General features: G+C 58.4%; 20 protein-coding genes. 2 read left to right on the forward strand and 18 right to left on the reverse strand.

Going from position 1 to position 18,812, the window contains the following annotated elements; translation table 11 throughout:
• Positions 1 to 17 precede the first annotated feature (17 nt).
• A complete protein-coding gene (locus tag RBB47_RS21365; RefSeq protein WP_305987912.1) occupies positions 18 to 1,133 on the reverse strand; it encodes a methyl-accepting chemotaxis protein in 1,116 nt (371 codons plus the stop codon).
• 323 nt (positions 1,134 to 1,456) lie between these two features.
• Between RBB47_RS21365 and RBB47_RS21370 the strand changes: the two genes are divergently transcribed.
• On the forward strand, positions 1,457 to 2,677 hold the full coding sequence (locus RBB47_RS21370; RefSeq protein ID WP_305987913.1) for an ammonium transporter: 1,221 nt from the start codon (positions 1,457 to 1,459) through the stop codon (positions 2,675 to 2,677).
• Positions 2,678 to 2,740: 63 nt separating this feature from the next.
• Here the strand turns inward: RBB47_RS21370 and RBB47_RS21375 are convergent, their stop codons facing one another.
• Positions 2,741 to 3,424 carry an HAD family phosphatase gene (locus RBB47_RS21375; RefSeq protein ID WP_305987914.1) on the reverse strand — a complete coding sequence of 228 codons (684 nt, stop codon included), beginning with the start codon at positions 3,422 to 3,424 and terminating at the stop codon, positions 2,741 to 2,743.
• Between the two features lie 360 nt (positions 3,425 to 3,784).
• On the opposite strand from RBB47_RS21375, the gene RBB47_RS21380 reads away from it, so the two are divergent.
• Positions 3,785 to 4,615: a bifunctional 2-polyprenyl-6-hydroxyphenol methylase/3-demethylubiquinol 3-O-methyltransferase UbiG gene (locus RBB47_RS21380; RefSeq protein WP_305987915.1), complete on the forward strand. Its 831-nt coding sequence runs from the start codon at positions 3,785 to 3,787 to the stop codon at positions 4,613 to 4,615.
• A gap of 13 nt (positions 4,616 to 4,628) precedes the next feature.
• On the opposite strand, the gene RBB47_RS21385 is transcribed toward RBB47_RS21380, so the two are convergent.
• From RBB47_RS21385 to RBB47_RS21460, 16 genes are all read right to left on the reverse strand, one after another.
• The gene (locus RBB47_RS21385) at positions 4,629 to 5,522 is read right to left on the reverse strand and encodes a cation diffusion facilitator family transporter (protein ID WP_305987916.1); all 894 of its coding nucleotides are present in this window, start codon (positions 5,520 to 5,522) and stop codon (positions 4,629 to 4,631) included.
• Positions 5,523 to 5,650: 128 nt separating this feature from the next.
• Positions 5,651 to 6,424, reverse strand: coding sequence for a thioredoxin family protein (locus RBB47_RS21390; protein ID WP_305987917.1), 774 nt, complete (start codon positions 6,422 to 6,424; stop codon positions 5,651 to 5,653).
• 128 nt (positions 6,425 to 6,552) lie between these two features.
• Positions 6,553 to 7,179, reverse strand: a complete 627-nt coding sequence (locus RBB47_RS21395) for a DsbE family thiol:disulfide interchange protein (protein WP_305987918.1) — start codon at positions 7,177 to 7,179, stop codon at positions 6,553 to 6,555.
• Positions 7,180 to 7,183: 4 nt separating this feature from the next.
• A complete protein-coding gene (ccmD, locus tag RBB47_RS21400; RefSeq protein WP_305987919.1) occupies positions 7,184 to 7,357 on the reverse strand; it encodes a heme exporter protein CcmD in 174 nt (57 codons plus the stop codon).
• Positions 7,358 to 7,361: 4 nt separating this feature from the next.
• The gene (locus RBB47_RS21405; RefSeq protein ID WP_305987920.1) at positions 7,362 to 8,129 is read right to left on the reverse strand and encodes a heme ABC transporter permease; all 768 of its coding nucleotides are present in this window, start codon (positions 8,127 to 8,129) and stop codon (positions 7,362 to 7,364) included.
• 150 nt (positions 8,130 to 8,279) lie between these two features.
• A complete protein-coding gene (gene ccmB / locus RBB47_RS21410; protein ID WP_305987962.1) occupies positions 8,280 to 8,936 on the reverse strand; it encodes a heme exporter protein CcmB in 657 nt (218 codons plus the stop codon).
• A gap of 11 nt (positions 8,937 to 8,947) precedes the next feature.
• On the reverse strand, positions 8,948 to 9,610 hold the full coding sequence (ccmA, locus tag RBB47_RS21415) for a heme ABC exporter ATP-binding protein CcmA (RefSeq protein ID WP_305987963.1): 663 nt from the start codon (positions 9,608 to 9,610) through the stop codon (positions 8,948 to 8,950).
• Positions 9,611 to 9,779: 169 nt separating this feature from the next.
• A complete protein-coding gene (locus RBB47_RS21420) occupies positions 9,780 to 10,481 on the reverse strand; it encodes a hypothetical protein (RefSeq protein WP_305987921.1) in 702 nt (233 codons plus the stop codon).
• 378 nt (positions 10,482 to 10,859) lie between these two features.
• Positions 10,860 to 11,636 carry a hypothetical protein gene (locus tag RBB47_RS21425; RefSeq protein ID WP_305987922.1) on the reverse strand — a complete coding sequence of 259 codons (777 nt, stop codon included), beginning with the start codon at positions 11,634 to 11,636 and terminating at the stop codon, positions 10,860 to 10,862.
• A 166-nt stretch (positions 11,637 to 11,802) separates the two neighbouring features.
• Positions 11,803 to 12,570, reverse strand: coding sequence for a hypothetical protein (locus RBB47_RS21430; protein ID WP_305987923.1), 768 nt, complete (start codon positions 12,568 to 12,570; stop codon positions 11,803 to 11,805).
• Positions 12,571 to 12,611: 41 nt separating this feature from the next.
• Positions 12,612 to 13,535, reverse strand: coding sequence for an RDD family protein (locus tag RBB47_RS21435; protein WP_305987924.1), 924 nt, complete (start codon positions 13,533 to 13,535; stop codon positions 12,612 to 12,614).
• On the reverse strand, positions 13,532 to 14,530 hold the full coding sequence (locus RBB47_RS21440; RefSeq protein WP_305987925.1) for a stage II sporulation protein M: 999 nt from the start codon (positions 14,528 to 14,530) through the stop codon (positions 13,532 to 13,534). Before RBB47_RS21440 ends, RBB47_RS21435 begins: the two co-directional genes overlap by 4 nt.
• Positions 14,530 to 15,765: a DUF58 domain-containing protein gene (locus RBB47_RS21445; RefSeq protein ID WP_305987926.1), complete on the reverse strand. Its 1,236-nt coding sequence runs from the start codon at positions 15,763 to 15,765 to the stop codon at positions 14,530 to 14,532. The genes RBB47_RS21440 and RBB47_RS21445 overlap by 1 nt, the downstream gene beginning before the upstream one ends.
• Before the next feature lie 59 nt (positions 15,766 to 15,824).
• The gene (locus tag RBB47_RS21450; protein WP_305987927.1) at positions 15,825 to 16,781 is read right to left on the reverse strand and encodes a MoxR family ATPase; all 957 of its coding nucleotides are present in this window, start codon (positions 16,779 to 16,781) and stop codon (positions 15,825 to 15,827) included.
• Positions 16,771 to 18,099 carry a hypothetical protein gene (locus tag RBB47_RS21455; RefSeq protein ID WP_305987928.1) on the reverse strand — a complete coding sequence of 443 codons (1,329 nt, stop codon included), beginning with the start codon at positions 18,097 to 18,099 and terminating at the stop codon, positions 16,771 to 16,773. The genes RBB47_RS21450 and RBB47_RS21455 overlap by 11 nt, the downstream gene beginning before the upstream one ends.
• Positions 18,096 to 18,803 carry a DUF4129 domain-containing protein gene (locus tag RBB47_RS21460; RefSeq protein WP_305987929.1) on the reverse strand — a complete coding sequence of 236 codons (708 nt, stop codon included), beginning with the start codon at positions 18,801 to 18,803 and terminating at the stop codon, positions 18,096 to 18,098. The genes RBB47_RS21455 and RBB47_RS21460 overlap by 4 nt, the downstream gene beginning before the upstream one ends.
• Positions 18,804 to 18,812: the final 9 nt, after the last annotated feature.

Raw genomic sequence — 18,812 nt, forward strand, 5'->3', positions numbered from 1 at the left:
CCGAATTAGCGCTTTTGTCAGGCTGTGTGCTTAAGCCGGGTCGCAACCTCCTGAACAGTCTCGGCCGCGCGCTGCGCGAGTTCGATGTTCCTGGCAGATCCCTTGATCGCGTTTTCCGTGTCCTGGCGGATCCGCTGCAGATTTGTAGAGACTTCGTCGAGAGCGCTCGTTCGTTCCGTCATCTGCAGCGACGTTTCCTCGTTGCGCGACGTCAGATCGCTCAAGTACCTCTCGACGGACGAGATCTGCTCAAGGCTGCTGGTGCTTTGGCTGTCCGAAAGCTGCAGTTTTTCGCGCGCAGTCTCAACCAGCTTTCGGGTCTCTGAGAGAGACTGCGTCATTTCCGACAAGATGGTCGCAATGGATTCAACAGCCCGTTCGGTTGATCCTGCGAGCTCTTTGACTTCACCGGCAACAACGGCAAAGCCCTTGCCAGCATCACCGGCACGGGCCGCTTCGATGGTCGCGTTGAGGGCGAGAAGGTTGGTCTGCGACGAAATTGACGAGATTTCCTGGGCGAGGTTCTCAATGTCGTTGAACCTGTTTGCCAAATTGCTCGTTGCTGTGTTCAGGTGACCGATCAGTTCCGCCGCTCCGAGACAGGTTTGTGAAATCGACTGTATGCCTTCACGTGCTTCGGAGATTTTACCGCCGGCATTTGCAAGGTCCTCGGTGCAGCTTTGCGCCTGCTGGCCGACGGTGCGAAGGTCCTGCTGAATCTGCTCGGCGGTCGAAATGAGCTCCGACAGAAATTCTGCCCTTTCCTTGCTGGCAGTATTCACTGCCTTGGCATTTTGACCAATCTGGGAAACAACGGCCTGCGCATCGTTGAGCTGTTCGATTTCGGTTTCCACCGGCGCGGCATGGTGGAGCTGGGCTGAATGAGTGTCCGGTTCAGTGGCATCTGGTGATCGGTCCAGACCGATTGCTCCTGCTTTTATGTTCGTGCCGGGCTTTTCCTTGTGTCGCAATGTCAGGTAGGCGCTGACAAGGGACACGATGAACGGAACAGCCGTTGACAGAAGCGCTTGCCAGATGACGAGCTCGGCTTGTCCGAACACAGCGTCGACCTGATTGATGACGGTTAAAATCGACCCGACAATTATCGCCGTGATCAAGGCGCGCTTGAACATTGGAATTAAGCCCCTTCGTCGCAGTGGCTGCATGATTGATCAACAGGGTTAATAGTGTGAAAACCGCTTGCGCATCGTCAATCGGAAATAATCCCGTCGCACAAAGATTGCCTCAGGTGCATGGTGCCGCATAAAATCTGCTCATTTGATTACTTATTAGGCAAGATAAGCATGCGCACTTCGAGTTGATCGCTGGTATCTGATCGAAAAAACGGCAGCTAATTGCCTATTTTTGGACTTATTGCCTGTTTGGCATGCAATTTGAATGCATCCTGACCCAAAAAGCAAAATCAAACGGCGTTTTGCCTAATTGGGGGTCATTCATGAGCACATCTGCTGTCGGCGGAGACGTCTTCTTCGTCCTGATCGGAGCCATTCTAGTCTTCGCAATGCATGGCGGTTTCGCCTTTCTGGAAGTCGGCACCGTCCGCCACAAGAACCAGGTCAACGCATTGGTGAAGATCCTGGTCGATTTCGCCTTCTCGACCGTTACCTACTTTTTCATCGGTTATGCTTTTGCTTACGGCACAACGTTCTTCGTGAATGCCGCAACGTTGTCAGGCGGCGGCGGGGGTTTTGAGCTCCAAGGGCTGACGCTGGTGAAGTTTTTCTTCCTGACCACGTTTGCAGCGGCAATCCCTGCAATTATCTCCGGCGGGATCGCCGAACGAATGAAGTTCTGGCCGCAATGCTTCGCGACAGTCGCGCTCGTCGGGATCGTCTATCCCCTGTTTGAAGGCATCGTCTGGAACGGAAATTTCGGCTTTCAGGCCTGGCTGGAGTCAACGTTTGGCGCCGGCTTCCATGATTTCGCCGGATCGGTCGTGGTGCATGGGGTCGGTGGTTGGATCGCCCTGTCCGCGGTCTTGCTGCTTGGAGCCAGACGCGGGCGCTACGATCGCAACGGACGCCCGATCGGTATTCCACCATCCTCCATTCCGTGGCTTGCCCTGGGCTCGTGGATGCTGTGTGTCGGTTGGTTCGGCTTCAACGTCATGACGGCAGGCTCTCTGGAGGCGGCCTCCGGTCTCGTGGCGATCAATTCGCTCATGGCGATGGTCGGCGGCATCCTGGTCGCTCTGATCGTCGGCAAAAACGATCCGGGCTTTGTTCACAACGGTGCACTGGCCGGTCTCGTGGCCGTCTGCGCGGGTTCTGATGTCATGCATCCGGCGGGCAGCCTTATTGTCGGCGGCGTTGCCGGGGCGATCTTTGTGACCGGTTTTGAGATCTGTCAGAACAAGCTGAAAATCGACGATGTGCTGGGTGTCTGGCCCTTGCACGGGATCTGCGGCGCCTGGGGCGGCATTGCTGCCGGTATCTTCGGGCTCGAGGCGTTTGGCGGCCTTGGCGGTGTGTCGCTGATCTCCCAGATCATCGGGACGGTTCTGGGCGCCGCCTACGCGACCGGGGCAGGGTTTGTCGTCTACGGTGTCTTGAAATCGGCGATGGGGCTGCGCCTTTCCGAAGAAGACGAACACCGCGGAGCGGATCTGTCGATCCACAAAATCGGTGCCAATCCGGAAGCCGACCTGGGGCGGTAGACGTGCCGTTCAAGGGAAGATGGCTGGGCCTCGCGTAGGTCCAGCCAGTCATTACCCGACGCGTCAGGCGGCCGTGTTGCTCGGCAGTAACAGCCCGGCAAGATCAGTGTGACTGTCGACGATCTTGTGCGCTCCAGCCTCAAGCAGCTGTTCTGAATGACCCTGGTGGCTGTGCCCGCCGCCGACAAAGCCCCAGACGGTCATGCCTGCCGCAAGGCCCGCTTTCACACCGTTCGCGCTGTCTTCGATGACAAGCGTGGCGGCGGGAGTGACATCAAGCTTTTCTGCGGCAAACAGAAAGAGATCCGGAGCCGGTTTGCCGTTTGCCACCTGCTCGCCGGAATAGATATGCGGTTCGAAAAAATCGTAGAGGCCGGTGTGTTGAAGCTTGTGAATGAGCCGGTGCAACCGGGAGGACGAGGCAACCGCCCGAGCGCCCTGATGCGTCTGTAGCAACTGCTTGATGCCGGCAATTTCGGAAAGCTCCCGGTCGATCCGTTCCATCGTGGCTGCGTCGAGTTCCGGGCCGAAGGTTTCAGGCAATGGGCCTTTGCCGAGCGCCCGATGATCCCGATCAAGCGCTGCCCAGAAATCGTCGCTCCCAAGGCCCTGGAACCTGTCCATATATTCGTCGATGTCATAGCGAAGGCCGATCCGGGCCAGATGTTCCCGTTCCACGTCGACATAGATCTTTTCAGAATCGACCAATACGCCATCGCAATCGAACAGGATCGCTTCAAAAGCCATGAGGTTCCGCCCTCTTCCATTCCATCAAACCGAACTCCAGGTTCTAACGAGAACCGTCAAACAGTCCTTTAACGACTTGTCTTTGAAACAAAATGACACTCAAAGCGAGCGGCGCGTGCGCCGGCAAGCTCGTAAAGAGATCTCACGGGTTCGGACCCTCTCTGACGCCTCGTTAAAATGTCCTGAGGTCAAGTCATACCCTCATGAAAAAGGATGCACCAGCATCGCCTTAGTGGTGGTGGAACACTTTTTTCGCTATCTTGTTATGCAACTGGTTCCCTGCGGCATTTGCCGTCTGGTTCCAGATTTACCGCTTTCTTTTGTTTCTGTATTTGTGGCGCGATCCGGCGCTGAGCGAAAATGTACAACACTCTTTTAAATTTCCGGATGCGTCCGGATCCCTATTCTAATTTCAACACGGCGACGCTTTGGACGGACCCCCATATTTCCGGCAAGATGCTGGAATTGCACCTTGATGACACCAGTCCCGCCGCATCGAGATCATCTGCGGAGATCGACCGGATCGTGACGTGGATCGACAAGCAAGTCGGTCTCAAGGGGAAAACCGTTCTCGATCTCGGGTGTGGTCCGGGTCTTTACGCGCGCAGAATGGCCGCGAGCGGGGCAGTGGTGACAGGGGCAGATTTTTCTCCAGGCTCGATCGCCTATGCCAACTCTGCTGTTGAGGGGGAGACCCTTTCCTATCTCTGCCTGGACTATCTGTCGGATGACCTTCCGGACGGCAACGACATGGTGACGCTGATCTATTGCGATATCTGCGCCTTGCCTCCTTCAAAGAGGCGGCTTCTTCTGAAAAAGATCCGTGCCTCGCTAAAGCCGCAAGGTGTCCTGATCGTCGATGCCTATTCCGACACGCAATTCAGAACCCTGAAGGAGAGCGCGACCTACGAGTTCAACCTGATGAACGGTTTCTGGTCGGCAAATCCTTACTTCGGGTTCGCTTCGACATTTCTTTATCCCGACCTCAGGCTGGCCCTGGACCGGTACCTGATCGTGGAGAAGGACCGCACCTGGGATGTGTTCAACTGGCTTCAGTACTTTCATCCTTCGGAGCTCAAGCAGGAACTGATGGAGGCAGGTTTCAGCCATTGCGAAACGGTCGACATGATCACGGGTGCTCCGTGGGACAAGGGGGAAAAAGAGTTCGCCCTGATCGCCCGGGCAGGCTGATCAACCAGTGTCTTTAGAGAACGACGATACCGGAATGCTTGGCCTTGTGTTCCGGTTCGACATGGATGGTGATGTGTGCGCCCGGAACATCCTCGGTAATCGCCACTTCTATCCGGTCGCAGATTTCGTGCGCCGCTTCCACGGACATGGTTCCGGGCACCACCAGGTGAAAATCGATGAATGTCGACTTGCCGGCGATGCGGGTTCTGAGATCGTGCGCCTCCAAGGCGCCTTCGCCTTGCTCTGAAATTTGCAGGCGGATCTTTTCAAGAACATCGGCAGAGGCTGCTTCATCCATCAAGCCACCGACGGATTCCTTGACAAGCTCCCATCCCGACCAGAGGACCATGAGGCCGACAAGCACGGCCAGCATGGGATCGAGGATATGCCAGCCGGTCGCCAGTGCCAGCACGACGCCACCGAGAACGCCCACTGAACTGAAGACGTCTGTCATCAGGTGCTTGCCATCAGCGACCAGGGCCGGTGATCTGGCGCTTTTGCCGTAGCTCATCAGATACCGTGCCCAGGCGCCGTTGATAACCGCAGCGGCCAGGTTCATGCCGATACCGACTGCCGAGTATTCCGGGCTGTCGCCTTGCGAAAATCCGATCCACGCAGCACGGAAGATCGAAATAGCGGCCAGCACGATCATGACCCCAACCAGGACGGCTGCAAAATACTCGGCCTTGTCGTGGCCATAGGGGTGATTGCTGTCGGCGGGTTTGGAGGCGAACCAGATTGCAGCGAGCGCGGCAATGGATGAGGCTATGTTGACGGTGGTCTCAAGCGCGTCGGAAAGCAATGCCACCGAACCGGTCAGCATGTAGGCACCGGTTTTCAGGCCGAGCACCACAAGACCGATGATGATACTGATGACGGCAACCCGGATCCTGATCTTTAGGTCCATGCCTTTCCCTGTCGCACTTATCAAGCCGCGGCAAGGGGTACCAGTTTTTGCGCAGGTTACAAGGTGCCGCGCCCGCAAATCCTGCACTTTCCGATATCAGCAGGATTGCGCGCTGTTCGACGGCGCGGCTACGAGCCGCCGCGCCAGTCCATCACGGCCGCGCCGATGATCTTGCCGGGGCCGTCACGGCCCTCAATCTGGACCAGGATTGCGCAACGGGCGTCACCTTTCAGCATCAGCTTGGATTTCGGCATGCGGAAGGTTTCCGCTCCGCCTTCCCAGACGCCGATGGGCTGCAGATTGCGAACGATGTTGACGTATTTGATCTTGCGGCCGGCATTTTCGCCCCGGCCGATGTCGACTGTTGCCTCGTCCTCGATGCGAAGGAAGTAGACCGTGGCCATCTTGGCGCCATCCGGCAGCGCACCGTTGACCTTGGCCTCAACCACCATGTCGGAAATGGACAGATCGACATTTGCGGTAAACGGTTCTGCGCGGCTGAGCGCAGCGCGGACGTCACGTTCCCTGCTTCCGACGACATGTTCTTCGCCGTTGATCACCATTTGCGGCGTGTAGACGGATCTGTCGCCGCGCTTGGTCGCATAGGCGCGCTGACGCTGCGAGTGGGCAGGGCTTGCCAGCGTATCTTTCCAGCCGAGATAATCCCAGTAGTCGACCGGCATGAGGACTGTCAGCACATCCTTGTCCTCTTCAACCAGCCTTTCCGCCAGTTGGTCTGCAGGCGGACAGGACGAGCAGCCCTGACTGGTGAAAAGTTCCACCACCTTTTGCGGCTGCGTGCCGGCGGCATGCGTGGATGCGACCGCCCCGAACATTACAGCTATGACAACAGTTCCAGTCCGGAAAGCCTGCCACGCCTTCCGGGAATAAAAACCCACCATTTGGCTCGTTTCCTTGTTTGCTTGCATGTAAAATATGCAAGTCGGCCTTCAATCGCGAGTCACGAGCCGGTGACATTTGAAAGTATCGCCAAGTTTTCGCAGGAATGTGACTTCGGCTGGAGCAGCCGTTACTGACTGGCCGCGATGACCTTGCTCAGCTCCGGCAGGAAGACGTCCTTGTAGGAAGACGGGTCGAGCGGGCCGATGAACTTGTAACGGATCATGCCTTCCTTATCGACGACAAAGGTTTCCGGCACGCCATACACACCCCATTCGATGGCCGTCCGTCCGGCGCTATCGACGCCGATCCGGCTGTAGGGATTGCCGAGGCTGCCAAGGAACCGGCGCGCGTTTTCCGGCTTGTCCTTATAGTTGATGCCCAGCAGCTGAATTCCATCGACCTTGGCCAGGTCTTCCAGCAGCGGGTGCTCCTGTCGGCAGGGCCCGCACCAGGATGCAAACACGTTCACCACGGAGACTTTGCCCAACAGATCTTCGCGCGAAAATCCGGGAACGGGAACACCATCCTTCGAAATGTTTTTGACTGCGCTGAGCGTGAAGTCCGGAGCGGGCTTGTTGATCAGGGCAGAGGGGATCTTTTGCGGGTCGTTGCCCATCGTGAGCTGAAACAGGAACAACCCGGCAAGGGCTGCGAAGATGACCAGCGGCAGCAGAACCAGGACCGGAAAGCCGCGCTTTTTCGATGCGTCGCCGGAAGTTTTCTCCGGTTCAAGCCCGGTGTCGGAGGCGCTCATGCGATCAGTTCCTTCCCTGGTCCGGCCGGGCACGGCTGATGCCCTGATCTGCAAGTTCCTTCAGCGCGCGCTCCTGGTTGGCCTTGTCGATCCGGACCCAGGCAATCAGCGCAAGCACGGTCAGCAGGCACAGGCCGTATGAGGCAATGATGAAGCCGGCGTGGGGCCCAAGATCCATGGGGTTACTCCGCTGGTTGCGCCGAGGCGCTGGCCGTGGCAGGCCGGGACACGCTCGCTGCACGCATGCGCAGCGCACGGACGCGGCGGCGCAGAACTTCATTGCGCATTGCCATGAGGTGCAGGACGAAGAACAGAAGCGTGAAGGCCAGTGCCATGACCAGAAGCGGCCAGAGCTGCGACGAGTGAATGGTCGGTCCGTCGAGCCTGACGACACTTGCCGGCTGGTGGAGCGTGTTCCACCAGTCCACCGAGAACTTGATGATGGGCAGGTTCAGGGCACCGACCAGCGTTAGCACGGCCGCGGCCTTACCGGCCTTGATCGGATCATCCATCGTGCGCCAGAGCGCCATCAGACCCAGATACATGATGAGCAGGACCAGAACGGAGGTCATCCGGGCGTCCCACTCCCAGTAGGTGCCCCACATGGGCTTGCCCCACAGCGATCCCGTGACCAGTGCCATGAAGGTAAAGGCCGCGCCAATCGGCGCCGCACTCTTGGCTGAGACATCCGCCAGCGGGTGCTTCCAGACCAGCGTTCCGATCGACGAGATCGACATGACGGTGTAGCACATCATGCACAGCCAGGCGGACGGAACATGGATATACATGATCCGGATCGTGTCGCCCTGCTGATAGTCTTCCGGCGCGGTGAAGAAAGCCATGTAAAGCCCGATGGCGAATGTGGCCACGCAAAGTCCTACCAGCCAGGGCAGGAGAACCTGCACCAGCTTCAAAAACCGCGTCGGATTTGCGTAGTCCCAAAATGCCATCGTACTTACTTAATCCAGTCTCCCTGTCCCTTCAATGCACTGTAGTGTTTCAAACCGCATTGCGTTTGATCAAGTCAGGAAGGTGTGAATGTGAATTCTCATTGCGACCGTAGCGTGACCGCGAATGTCCTGTCCTTCAGGGCACGGACCTTAGTCCGCGGCAAACCGCAATGCGGCCGCTGACGCGATCGGGCCGACAACGGCGGCAATCAGTGTGAGGGCACACAGGATCAGGAACGGGGTCATGAACGGAACCGGATCGTGAATGGCCGCGTCTGCCGAGCTCACGCCGAAAATCAGAATGGGAACAGTCAGCGGCACGACCAGGACGGCCAGCAACAGGCCGCCACGGCGCAGCGAGACGGTTAGCGAGGCACCGATGGCGCCGATCAATGTCAGCGCAGGCGTTCCAACCAGCAGCGTTGCGGTCACGGCAGCCATTGCGACAGGGTCGAGATTGAGAAACACCGAAAAGAGCGGGGCCGCCACGACCAGTGGCAGGCCGGTCGACAACCAGTGGGCCAGGCACTTGATCAGGACCACCAGTTCCAGCGGTCGCCCGGCCATAAGCATCAGATCAAGCGTGCCGTCTTCCCGGTCCGCCTGAAAGAGCCTGTCCAGGCCGAGGAGCGTCGCCAGCAAGGCGCCGATCCAAAGGATCGCCGGTCCGATGCGTGCAAGCAGGTTGAGGTCCGGGCCGACACCGAAGGGAAATACGGTGACGACTGCCAGGAAGAACAGGACGCCGACAATTGCGCTGCCGCCAATGCGGACGGAAAGACGCAAGTCCCGGCGGAAAAGAGCCATTGCCCATCCGGTCACAGCAAAGCCTCCTCGGGAACCTGATCGGCAGGGTCGGGAGCTTCAAGATGCAGGACGTTGATCGTGTTGAGCGCCAGCTCGGTGTGCGTTGCCGTCACGATCAGTCCACCTGCGGCAAGGTGATCGTTCATCAGGCCGAGAAGCTGCTGCTCGGACGCCTTGTCGAGTGCAGATGTCGGCTCGTCCATGAGCCAGACCGGGCGCGGCGTCACGAGGAGCCGCGCGAGCGACAACCGCCGTTTCTGTCCCGCTGACAAATAGGCCGCCGGCAGAAGAGCCGTGTGCCCAATTCCAAGTGTTTCCAATGCGGCAAGCGGCTGTAGGCTGCTTCCGGAAAAACTCTCATGAACAGACGGCGCCGCAAAACTCTGCCAGAAATCCAGATTTTCCAGGACGGACAAAGCGGGCTTAACGGCATCCTGATGGCCGAAATAGTGGGCCTGCTCCTGAGGCAATTTCTCCGGCTCGCCATCCTCCAGGCGGATCGTACCCTCAGCAAGGGGAACGAGCCCGGCGAGGGTGCGCAAGAGCGACGATTTGCCGATGCCGTTGGCACCGGTCACCACAAGAGCCGAGCCTTGCTCCAATGAAAAGGACAGATCCTGAAACACCCGGCGGCCGCCGCGATCGATGGTCAGGTTTTCAGCGATGAGTTTCAGGAGACTGCTCCGGCAGAAAATGGACGTTTGTCTTGTTAGTTGCCCCCGCAGTTATCACGCAAGGAAATTCGGCAGCCTTAATCTTTGTCAAATAGGTGCTGAATCGTCGGCCGGATTAATCTTATGCCTCGGACGCCTGAGAACAAATTCCAAGTTTACTGAAATGCTTTCACTCAAACACCGCTTCGATCCCTTCCAGACCGATTCCTTCCTTGATCTCGCGAAGACGCAGGTAAATTAAGGCTGTGATAATGCACAAGTAACCCATCGAAACCCCAAAAATGATCATGGACGATACGACCGACACAACGCTGCCGATGGTCTCTGACAGAAAGGAAGCGGCTATCGCCAACAAGAAGGTAACGATTGAAAGCAGCGCCTGAACAGCGGCACTGCACAAACCAGCGAGAACGAGTGTCCCCAAAACACGCAGGCGGTAGCCCTTGGTGAGTGCCGCGCTGCGGCTGAGACTGCCAAACCCTGCTTTTTCTATGACCGCCGCCGGTGGGATGACGCAATAGGTGGCGAAGACCCAGAGATAAAGCGCGGGTATTGCCAGAAAAATCAGGATTGAGAGAACCGGTGCAAGGCCCATCAGCATGGCTACGAGAAACTGCGCGATCAAGAGAAGTACGCCAACCAGCAGTGTGAGGATTGCAATGGTGGGTGCAGCGAAAAGGGCGGATTTGAAGCAAACTCTCAGATTCACCTTTCTACGCTGCGTGGCTTCGTGTGTGAGTTTGGACATGAAGCCCAAAACTACTGCGAACACACCGCACATTGCGACCAACGAGACAATCGTTTTTAAGGCTACTGATGACCAATGCCATGCCGGGTTTTCCAGATCGATCGCCGTCGGATCGCTCAGCAAGAAAAAGAGCGGTACGATGGCGACCAGAATTGGGATCAGACAACCGACTGTGATCTTGAGTATGTGGTTGAGCAGTATCGAAAAGCTCTCACCGATCAGTTTGCCGACCCCGAGAGGCAGTTTGGGTTCGGCTCCCCTCGACGCAGGCGCTTGCACGTGATGGTCACGATTCGGGTTTTCGGCAGAGTGCCCGTTCTGATTCTGCAATGTGTCTAAGCCTGCCGATTATGCCTTTACCTGATCGAGCCACCATAGGTTGCTCACTGGCTGCTCTCAAGCAAGAAGCCAAATCATCTGTCTAGATTTGGCGTCTAAACTCTAGCTAAGACTTCTGAAAGGACCGGAACGCCGCGAGCTGCGCGGCGTTCCGAAGACGTGTTATTCAAAAACGGCCGCAATCTGGTCGACGTTGACGCCTTCCTTGATTTCACGCAGGCGCGCATAAATGAGGGCGACGAGGATACTGATCAAACCCGCAGCGATGGTTGAGAACGCAACGAAAATAACCGCTGCCAGAATGATGCCGCCGAAACTGCTGACGAGACCCACAAGAAGAAGCGCAACCGTGTTGATGAGGATGGCGCAAATAAACGCCAGTATGATCGCGCCGACGATGGGCCAGCGATATTCCTTCGTGAGCGCGGCGCTACGGCCAAGACCGCCGAAGCCAACCCGCTCGATCACGATGGCGGGCGCGATGACGCTGAAGACCGCATAGACCCAGAGGCCAGGGACAATCAGCAGCACAATGCCGATACCGGCTAGGATGCCGACGACGATACTGAGGATCGCAAGGGGTACGATGGCCGCAAGCGCCGGTCCAAAATAGCGGCCAATCTGCACAGGCCGGTTGAGCTTGGCGTCGTAGGCGAGCTGGATCAGGAGCGCTGTGGTCAGGGTATAGACGACGATATCGACCAGCATGGACAGCACGAAGGCGATGCCGCTGCCGGCGCTGTTGAATTCCGGCTCGGACAGGCCAAGCACGACGTTGAAGCCGGTCAGCGCGCCCGAAATCAGGAGACCGATCAGGCTCGGCAAAAAGGCAACGGCAATGACCTGAACGAATTTGCTGAAAAGGATTGAAAAGCTGTCTCCCAGGAGCCGGCCGACGCCAAGCGGGGGTTTGGGTTGAACTGCAGATACATCGGTCATGAAAAAACTCCGTGAATTCAAAACTGACTTCGGGCCTGGACCTGATCCTGGACACCATTCGTAAAATTGCCGGGCACGAAACCGCGACCAGCATTAAACGCGACAGATGTCACGCTCGTAAACTCGAAACTGAAAAGTAGAATCAAGTTGTATGCTCAGATTGCACCTAATCGAAAACCGCCGCAATCTGATCGACGCTGACACCTTCCTTGATTTCGCGCAGGCGTGCATAAATCAGCGCCGTCAGGATACTTAGAAGACCGGTTCCGACGGACGTGAATGCCGCATAAGACAAAGTTGCGACCAGCAGCATGTCACTGCTCATGGCGTAGTCGGAGATGCCGAGCGCAACGACGATGACAATCAGCGCACAGACCCAGCCAAGGGCAAGCGCGCCGACAATCGGCCAACGGTAGTTTTTGGTGAGCTTTTCGCTCCGTCCGAGACCCTTGAACCCGAGACGTTCGATGACAACGGCCGGTTCCATCACCGAAAACACGGCGTAGACCCAAAGCCCTGGAATGATCAGCGCGAGCGCGGCAAGCCCGATCAGGAGGCTGACAAGAATGCCGAGGATTGTAATCGGGAAAATCGCACTCAGGGCCGGTCCGACATATTTTGCGGGCCGAATGGGTTTCTTCAGTTTCGCATCATAGGCAAGCTGGACCAGCAATGCGGTGGTAATCGAATAAACCACCAGGTCGACGATGTTCACCAGAGCGTCCGCGCCGCTAGATGATGCTTCTGTTTCTTCCAGGCTCAGGACGGTGTCGAACCCGACCAGATACCCCGCCAGGAGAACACCCAGAAGGCTGGGCACAAACGCGATCAGGACGATCGGAAAAAAATACCTGAAAAGGATCGAGAAACTGTCCTTGATGAGAGATCCGACACCAAGTGGGATGTGCGGCTCTTCACTGGCCTGTTGGGTCATTCGATCACTCTTGCCGGACGCCTGTTTGCCGTTGCTGCCAACTAGGCATCCTCTCCGTTCTTGGCGTAATGCTTGTTCTCGCGCCTGTCACCGAACAACTGCCGCTGTTCCAGATGCTCGCGCTGGGCCTTGTAGAACGCTTGCAGGAACCGCAGACGTTCTGAGCGCGCCACCGGGTCCGCATAACCGATCTTCTTGCGGATCTTTTCCACGATCGCCTCGATAGTCGCATCGCGCTGGCGGCCGCCGTCGGTCGTGGGCCGTGTGTTCTGCGCCCTGAGCAGTGATTCGAGCGTCTGAAGTTCGAAGGCGCCGTAGTGGTCCAGCTGGTGTGACAGGAAAACGAACTGCTTGCGGTTCTCGCCGAATGCCCGTGGCTCGCTGGCCAGATCTTTCAGCAGCACCGGGACCGGCAGATGAATGACGTGGGTTCCTGCCATCATATCGCCCAGGCGGCGCCGGTAGCGATCGAAAATCGGAACGAACAGGCACATCAAAATCCAGCCAAGGGCGGCGAACGAAGCGACGGGCGAAGCCACATCAAGCATCAGGACAAGGGTTCCCGGCAGGAAGACTTCCGCTTCCTTCATCATGTTGCGCAGGACAAGTGCGTGGGTCGTCAGCGGCCCGCCATCATGGGAAACGACCTTGATTTTCATCAGCCGCTTTCCGAGCGTCTGGCCGTTCCACACGAGTTCGGCCAGCACGTAGTAGGGCACACGGATCAGAAAGAACAGGAGGGCGCCAATTGCGAAAATCGTTTGCGGGCTGGTTACGTCGAGTGTTGCCAGCAGGATCATGATGCAAACAAGAGCAACAACCGTGATGACGATGTCAGTAATCTGGGCGCCGAGACGGACCCCGACGCCGGCCACCTCAAGCGTCAGAGGCACCCCTTCGGGCGGCATGAGCTCGCTTGGGGACGGGCGCGTGTCCTTTTTCTTTTTTCTCAGGCGCAGGATCATCTTTGCTCCCGGCCTCCGAAAACAAACCAGGTCAGCCAGAGGGCTCCCACGCCCCAGCCGATGATGAAGCGTGCGTAAATGTCCTGGACAAGTTGCCGGCCATAGCCTTCCAGGAAGGCGGCGACGAGCAACATCAGGGCTGCCACAAGCGCGAGTTTCACGGCGTCACGCCCGGCACGGCGCAAGGAGTCGATCCGGGAGAGGTCACCGGGGAAAAGCAGCGCGGTTCCGAGTTTCAGCCCGCCCGCACAGGCGATGCAGATCGCGGACAGTTCGGTCACACCGTGGATCGACAGCCAACCGGCGATATCAGGGCCAAGACCCCGCTCGACGTGCAGAGCATAAAAGGCGCCCAGCATCAGACCGTTATAGAAGGTGAGCAGAATGGCAGGCGCGCAGGCAAAGACACCCAGACCGAAGACAAAGATCGCAATGCGGGTGTTGTGCGAAAAGAGATAAGTGGCAAACGCACCCAGCCCTGATGCGTCTGGATTTTCGTCATAAATCACGGACCGCAGGGCTTCGTAGGTCGCATCCGGATTGCGCCCGCCCGACAATTCGGACGGCATGAACACGAAATACCAGTCCGGACTTTCGAAATAGAGCAGGTATCCTGAAAGGGCGCCGAGGCCCATGCACAGAAAACCGACAAGGATATAGGCCCAGGACCGGCGCATTGCCTGTGGCGCGCTGTGCGTGAAGAACCGCTGAAACAATCCTCCCAGTCGCTCCTGTGGCGCATAAACGCACAGATAGGCGCGGGAGGTCAACGCTTCCAGATATCCCAGGAGTGCCTTGTCGAGTGAAATCTCACGGGCAATCGCAAGCGACGTTGTTGCCTGCCGGTAAAGCGACGCCAGATCGCGGGCCTCGGCGAACTGCATGTGCTGCAATCCGCGGCTTTCTGCCGCCAGAACCAGCTTTTCAAGGCGCTGCCAGTCTGCTTCCCGTTCCTTGCGGAAGCGCGCCGAGCGCATGAGATCCTGATCCTTCATCAAATCATCTCCCGCGCCTTGATTTCGAGATAGGTCGAAATAAGCCGAGCAGTGACGGCGTTCGGCTTGGCGTCGACAATGGTGACGCCCATGCGCGCCAGCCTTTCCAGCACCAGCCTGCGTTCGGTGATCGACTGGTTGGCCGCCACGATCGTGGCCGCACCCTCCATGTCGCCCGGTGCAGTCTCGATCAGCGTCTCCAGATCGGGATCACGGATCGCGACGAAGATCAAAAGGTGGCGCTTGGAAAGTATGCCGATGTTCTCGATCAGCAGTTCGGCCGATGTCGTGTCGATGAAGTCGGTGAAGACGATGATCAAGCTGCGCTTGGGCGTCCGCGCGTTCAATTCGGTCAGCGCCAGCGTGTGGTTCGTCTCGCGGCTGACATAGGAGAGTTCCGCGGTCCAGTTGCGCAGCCGGGCAAAGGCATTTCGCCCCGGCGCCGGTGCGGAGAAGGTCCGGGGCTTGACGTCATAGGAATAGTAGCCGACGAGGTCTCCACCGATGGCCGCGGCCCAGGCCGTTGCCAGCGCAGCGGTCACCGCGTGATCAATCTTCGGCAGCCCGCCGATTTCCTCGCGCATCAGGTAACCGTTGTCGAGCGCGATGATGACGTGGTGATTGCGTTCCGCGCGCAGTTCCTTGGCGACCAGCGAACGGCGCCGGGCGGAACGTTTCCAGTCGACCGACTTGATGTCCATGCCGGGGACGAAATCGCGCAGCTGGTGAAACTCGGAGCCCTCGCCAAGGGCCCGGTTTTCCTTGACGCCGTAAAGCGTCGAGAGGACCGTTGTCGTGATCTCGCCGGATTGAACCTGGCGAATGTTGGGAACAACGCGCAGCTCTGCTCCCAGATCCAGCCTGGGCACGAATTCCAGAAGCTTGAACCGGGACTCCCAGAAAAGCCAGAGATGATGCAGGTTCCACAATCCGCGGCGGACCGCGCGAATTGGAATGTCTGCCTGCAGCGAATTGTCAGGTCCTGGCTGGAAGATGATTTTCTTTTCGCCGCTCAGGCCTTCGGGCCATTCCAGTTTTGCCTGAAGGTTCTGCGGTGCGTTGTCGAGGCTGAGCCGCAAAACCGCATTTTCGCCGACAAAAATCTCCTGTGGAACATCAAAGGTCAGGTTCTTCGGGCGCTTGAGGGAGGTGGCCATGTCAAACGCCACCACAAGCGCAAGGATAACCCAGACAAGGACCGCCAGGTCGCGCAGAGCCGTGCTCGCCACAATCATGATCAGCGAGAAGAAAAGCGCGCCAGCACCCAGGTACAGAAGTCTTTCGGACGGACGGATCAGCGTGGAGCCTCGATCTGATTGAGAATGTTTTCCAGAACCTGGTCTGAACTGCGCCCTTCGATCTCCGCTGCCGGACCCAGCACGATCCGGTGGCGGAGCGCCGGTACGAAAAGACGTTTGACATCGTCGGGAATGGCAAAATCGCGTCCGTTCAGGGCCGCTGTTGCCCTTGTGGCGCTGACCAGCGCATCGGCGGCGCGCGTCGATGCTCCGTAGGCGATCTCGGCATTCTCACGCGTCGCACGGACAAGGCGCAGAATATAGGCCAGGATGTCGTCTTTCAGGATGATCCCGTCGACCAGAGACCTTGTGTCGGCAAGGGCTTCGGCATCGAGCACTTTGGACAGCATCGCCGTTTCCAGACCCGCCTCCAGCGGCTGGGCCGCGTGCTGGCGCAGGATGGACATTTCAACTGTCTCGGGCGGGAAATCGATCATGATCTTGAACAGAAACCGGTCGAGTTGGGCTTCCGGCAGCGGATAGGTGCCCTGTTGTTCGATCGGGTTCTGGGTCGCCACGACAATGAACTCGCTGCCGAGCGCATGATCGGTTCCGTCGATGCTGACCATGCGTTCGTTCATGGCTTGCAGGAGTGCGGCCTGCGTCTTGGGCGGCGCCCGGTTGATTTCATCGGCAAGGAGAACCTGGGAAAACACCGGCCCCTTCGTCAGAACAAAGTTGTTGGTTCTGAAGTCGAAGATCGACGTTCCGAGAACGTCACCCGGCATCAGGTCGGGTGTGAACTGGATGCGGCCGAAATCAAGCGCCAGCGCGGCGGCAAAGCTTCTGGCCAGAAGCGTCTTTGCCGTGCCCGGAGGGCCCTCGAGCAGCACGTGGCCGCGCGCGAACAGTGCGACCAGCAGGAGATCGATGATTTCGTCCTGGCCGAGAACGGTGCGGCCAATCTCAGCCCTCAGGGCATCTGTCCGTTGGCGAAGGACATCAAGCGTCATGGGTGATTTGCTCCAAAACCTGTTCAAATTCGTCGATGAGGTGAATGGCTTCCGTCGCCTGCGTGCGTTCGGGAAGCTTGCGGATATGCTCAAGCACGTTCCTGAGGCGCACAGCCTCGGCGGGGTGCTGCCGTTCCGCAAATTTCAGGAATTCGTTTTCCTTGGCGTAGTGGCGTGCATGTGCCGGGCCGAACAAATGTGACGTGACGGCGGAGATCCTGGCGGCGGTGTACTCGCGCACCAGCGCGCCGTCCTGACCCGAGAGCCGCATCAGGCGCGCGCGCGCCTCGACGGCAAGTGCCTTGCCGGCGCCCGGTGCGGTGCGATCCCTGAGAACGGGGCCGTATCTGAGCGCAGCCCGCCACAGGAACAACGCCAGCAACATCGCTGCGCCAAGCCACAGGATCAGAAAGGGCGGACCAAAAAACCGCGCAAGATCCGACCAGGTGCGTTCACGCTCCGGTTCTTCGTAGGGATCGCGCAACCAGGAAGCCCGGCTGTAGTCGATGACGATGTTGCCCTCATCGACATATGACGACAGAAAATCGAGCGCGATGGTCGCATTTTCGCCAAGGCGGAGGCCGTGATTGTTGAGGAGATCGGGATCGGAGAGGACCAGAACCCGTTCGTAGCCGTCCTCTTCGGGATCGTCGCCGGGATCGAGCGGGCACTCGCCGAGGATCATCGCATCGCTCGTTCCGATGATGGGCGCGCAGCCATCGCTTTTGAACATCTGGGCGGCGTAAAGGTCAGCCCTCAGGCTGCGGCCGTCTTCGGCCCTGTAGGTGAATTCGGTGAACGGCGTGCGGGCGAGCACAATCTCCGCCTTTTCGCCGGTTACGTCCTGCAGGGTCGACTGGATCCTCTGTGGGCCGATCAGAAGAATTGGGTGGGCAAAGCCGGTCAGACGCATGCCGCTGCGCCATTTCGGCAGCACGACGAGTGTCGGGACCCTTTGCGCCTTGGTCGCAATCACCGAAGCCTGGAGATCGTATTCGTCCTGCTGCAGCAGGAGCTCCTGCTTGGTCGACGGTGCGGCACGGGATTGGTCGAGCGCCGTATCGTAAACGGGCAGCACCAGCAGATCGACCGTGGTCTGGTCAATGGGCCAACCGCCGGCAAAATTGTAGGTTGTGACACCGTTTTCCGTCAGCCAGACCTGCAGACCATCGAGACCGGCGGGAGAGCTGCGCAGGGTCTGCTGGCGTTGAGACAGGACATACCAGAGCGCTGCGAAAACGACCACGCAGACAACCGCAATCACGAGGAATTCGATCCGCGGGCCGCTGGGCCGTGACATGGAAGCTGTGTCGCTCATGACGTGCCCGATCCCAAGAGGTGCTGGCAGGACGAGACATGTTCGCGGAATTCATCCTCCGAGACGTCGCGGCCACCGAATTGAACGCGCTCGCTGTTGAGGATGAGCGTGCGCAGAATGGACTTGTTGCCTTCGCCGATGGGCAGGTGGCTGAGCGCGTCGCGCGCCGTCCAGCTGCGTTGCATGAGAACGCCGTTGGCCGTGGCCAGGGTGGCGAGCACCTTCTGGGTCAAGAGCACCAGGGCGCGTCTGCGGTCCTGAATCTTCAAAATGTCATTGAAGGAGGACAGCTTTTCCGCCCAGGCAGGCACGGCCTCTGCCGCCGCGCCGCGCCGGCGCTCCGGGTTGTCTGCGTCGCGGTTGAGCGAAACGGCGATATGGCCGCCAAACCGCATGAAAAGGTAGATGATTGCGGCGAGTATGATTCCGGCGATCAGGCCGAAAATCCAGCGGTTTACCGTGCCGGGTGTCTCGGCTGACCTTTCTGTACGCACCGGCTGCTGGTTCGTGTCCAGTTCGGGAGGCGGTGCTGTGGGGTCGAAATAGACAACATCTGAATCGATGCCGCGCAAGCGGATCGCGCGCAGGTATTCCGTGCCCGCTTCACCGATCTCGACAGGTTCGCGAACCGGCTCCTGGGCGCTGGTTTGAAATACGGATGCCGCGAGGCTGAAAATAAATGCAAAAAGGAAAAAACAGCGCATGCCGATGTG

The sequence above is a fragment of the Roseibium sp. MMSF_3544 genome (genome assembly GCF_030732845.1).
Lineage (GTDB): Bacteria > Pseudomonadota > Alphaproteobacteria > Rhizobiales > Stappiaceae > Roseibium.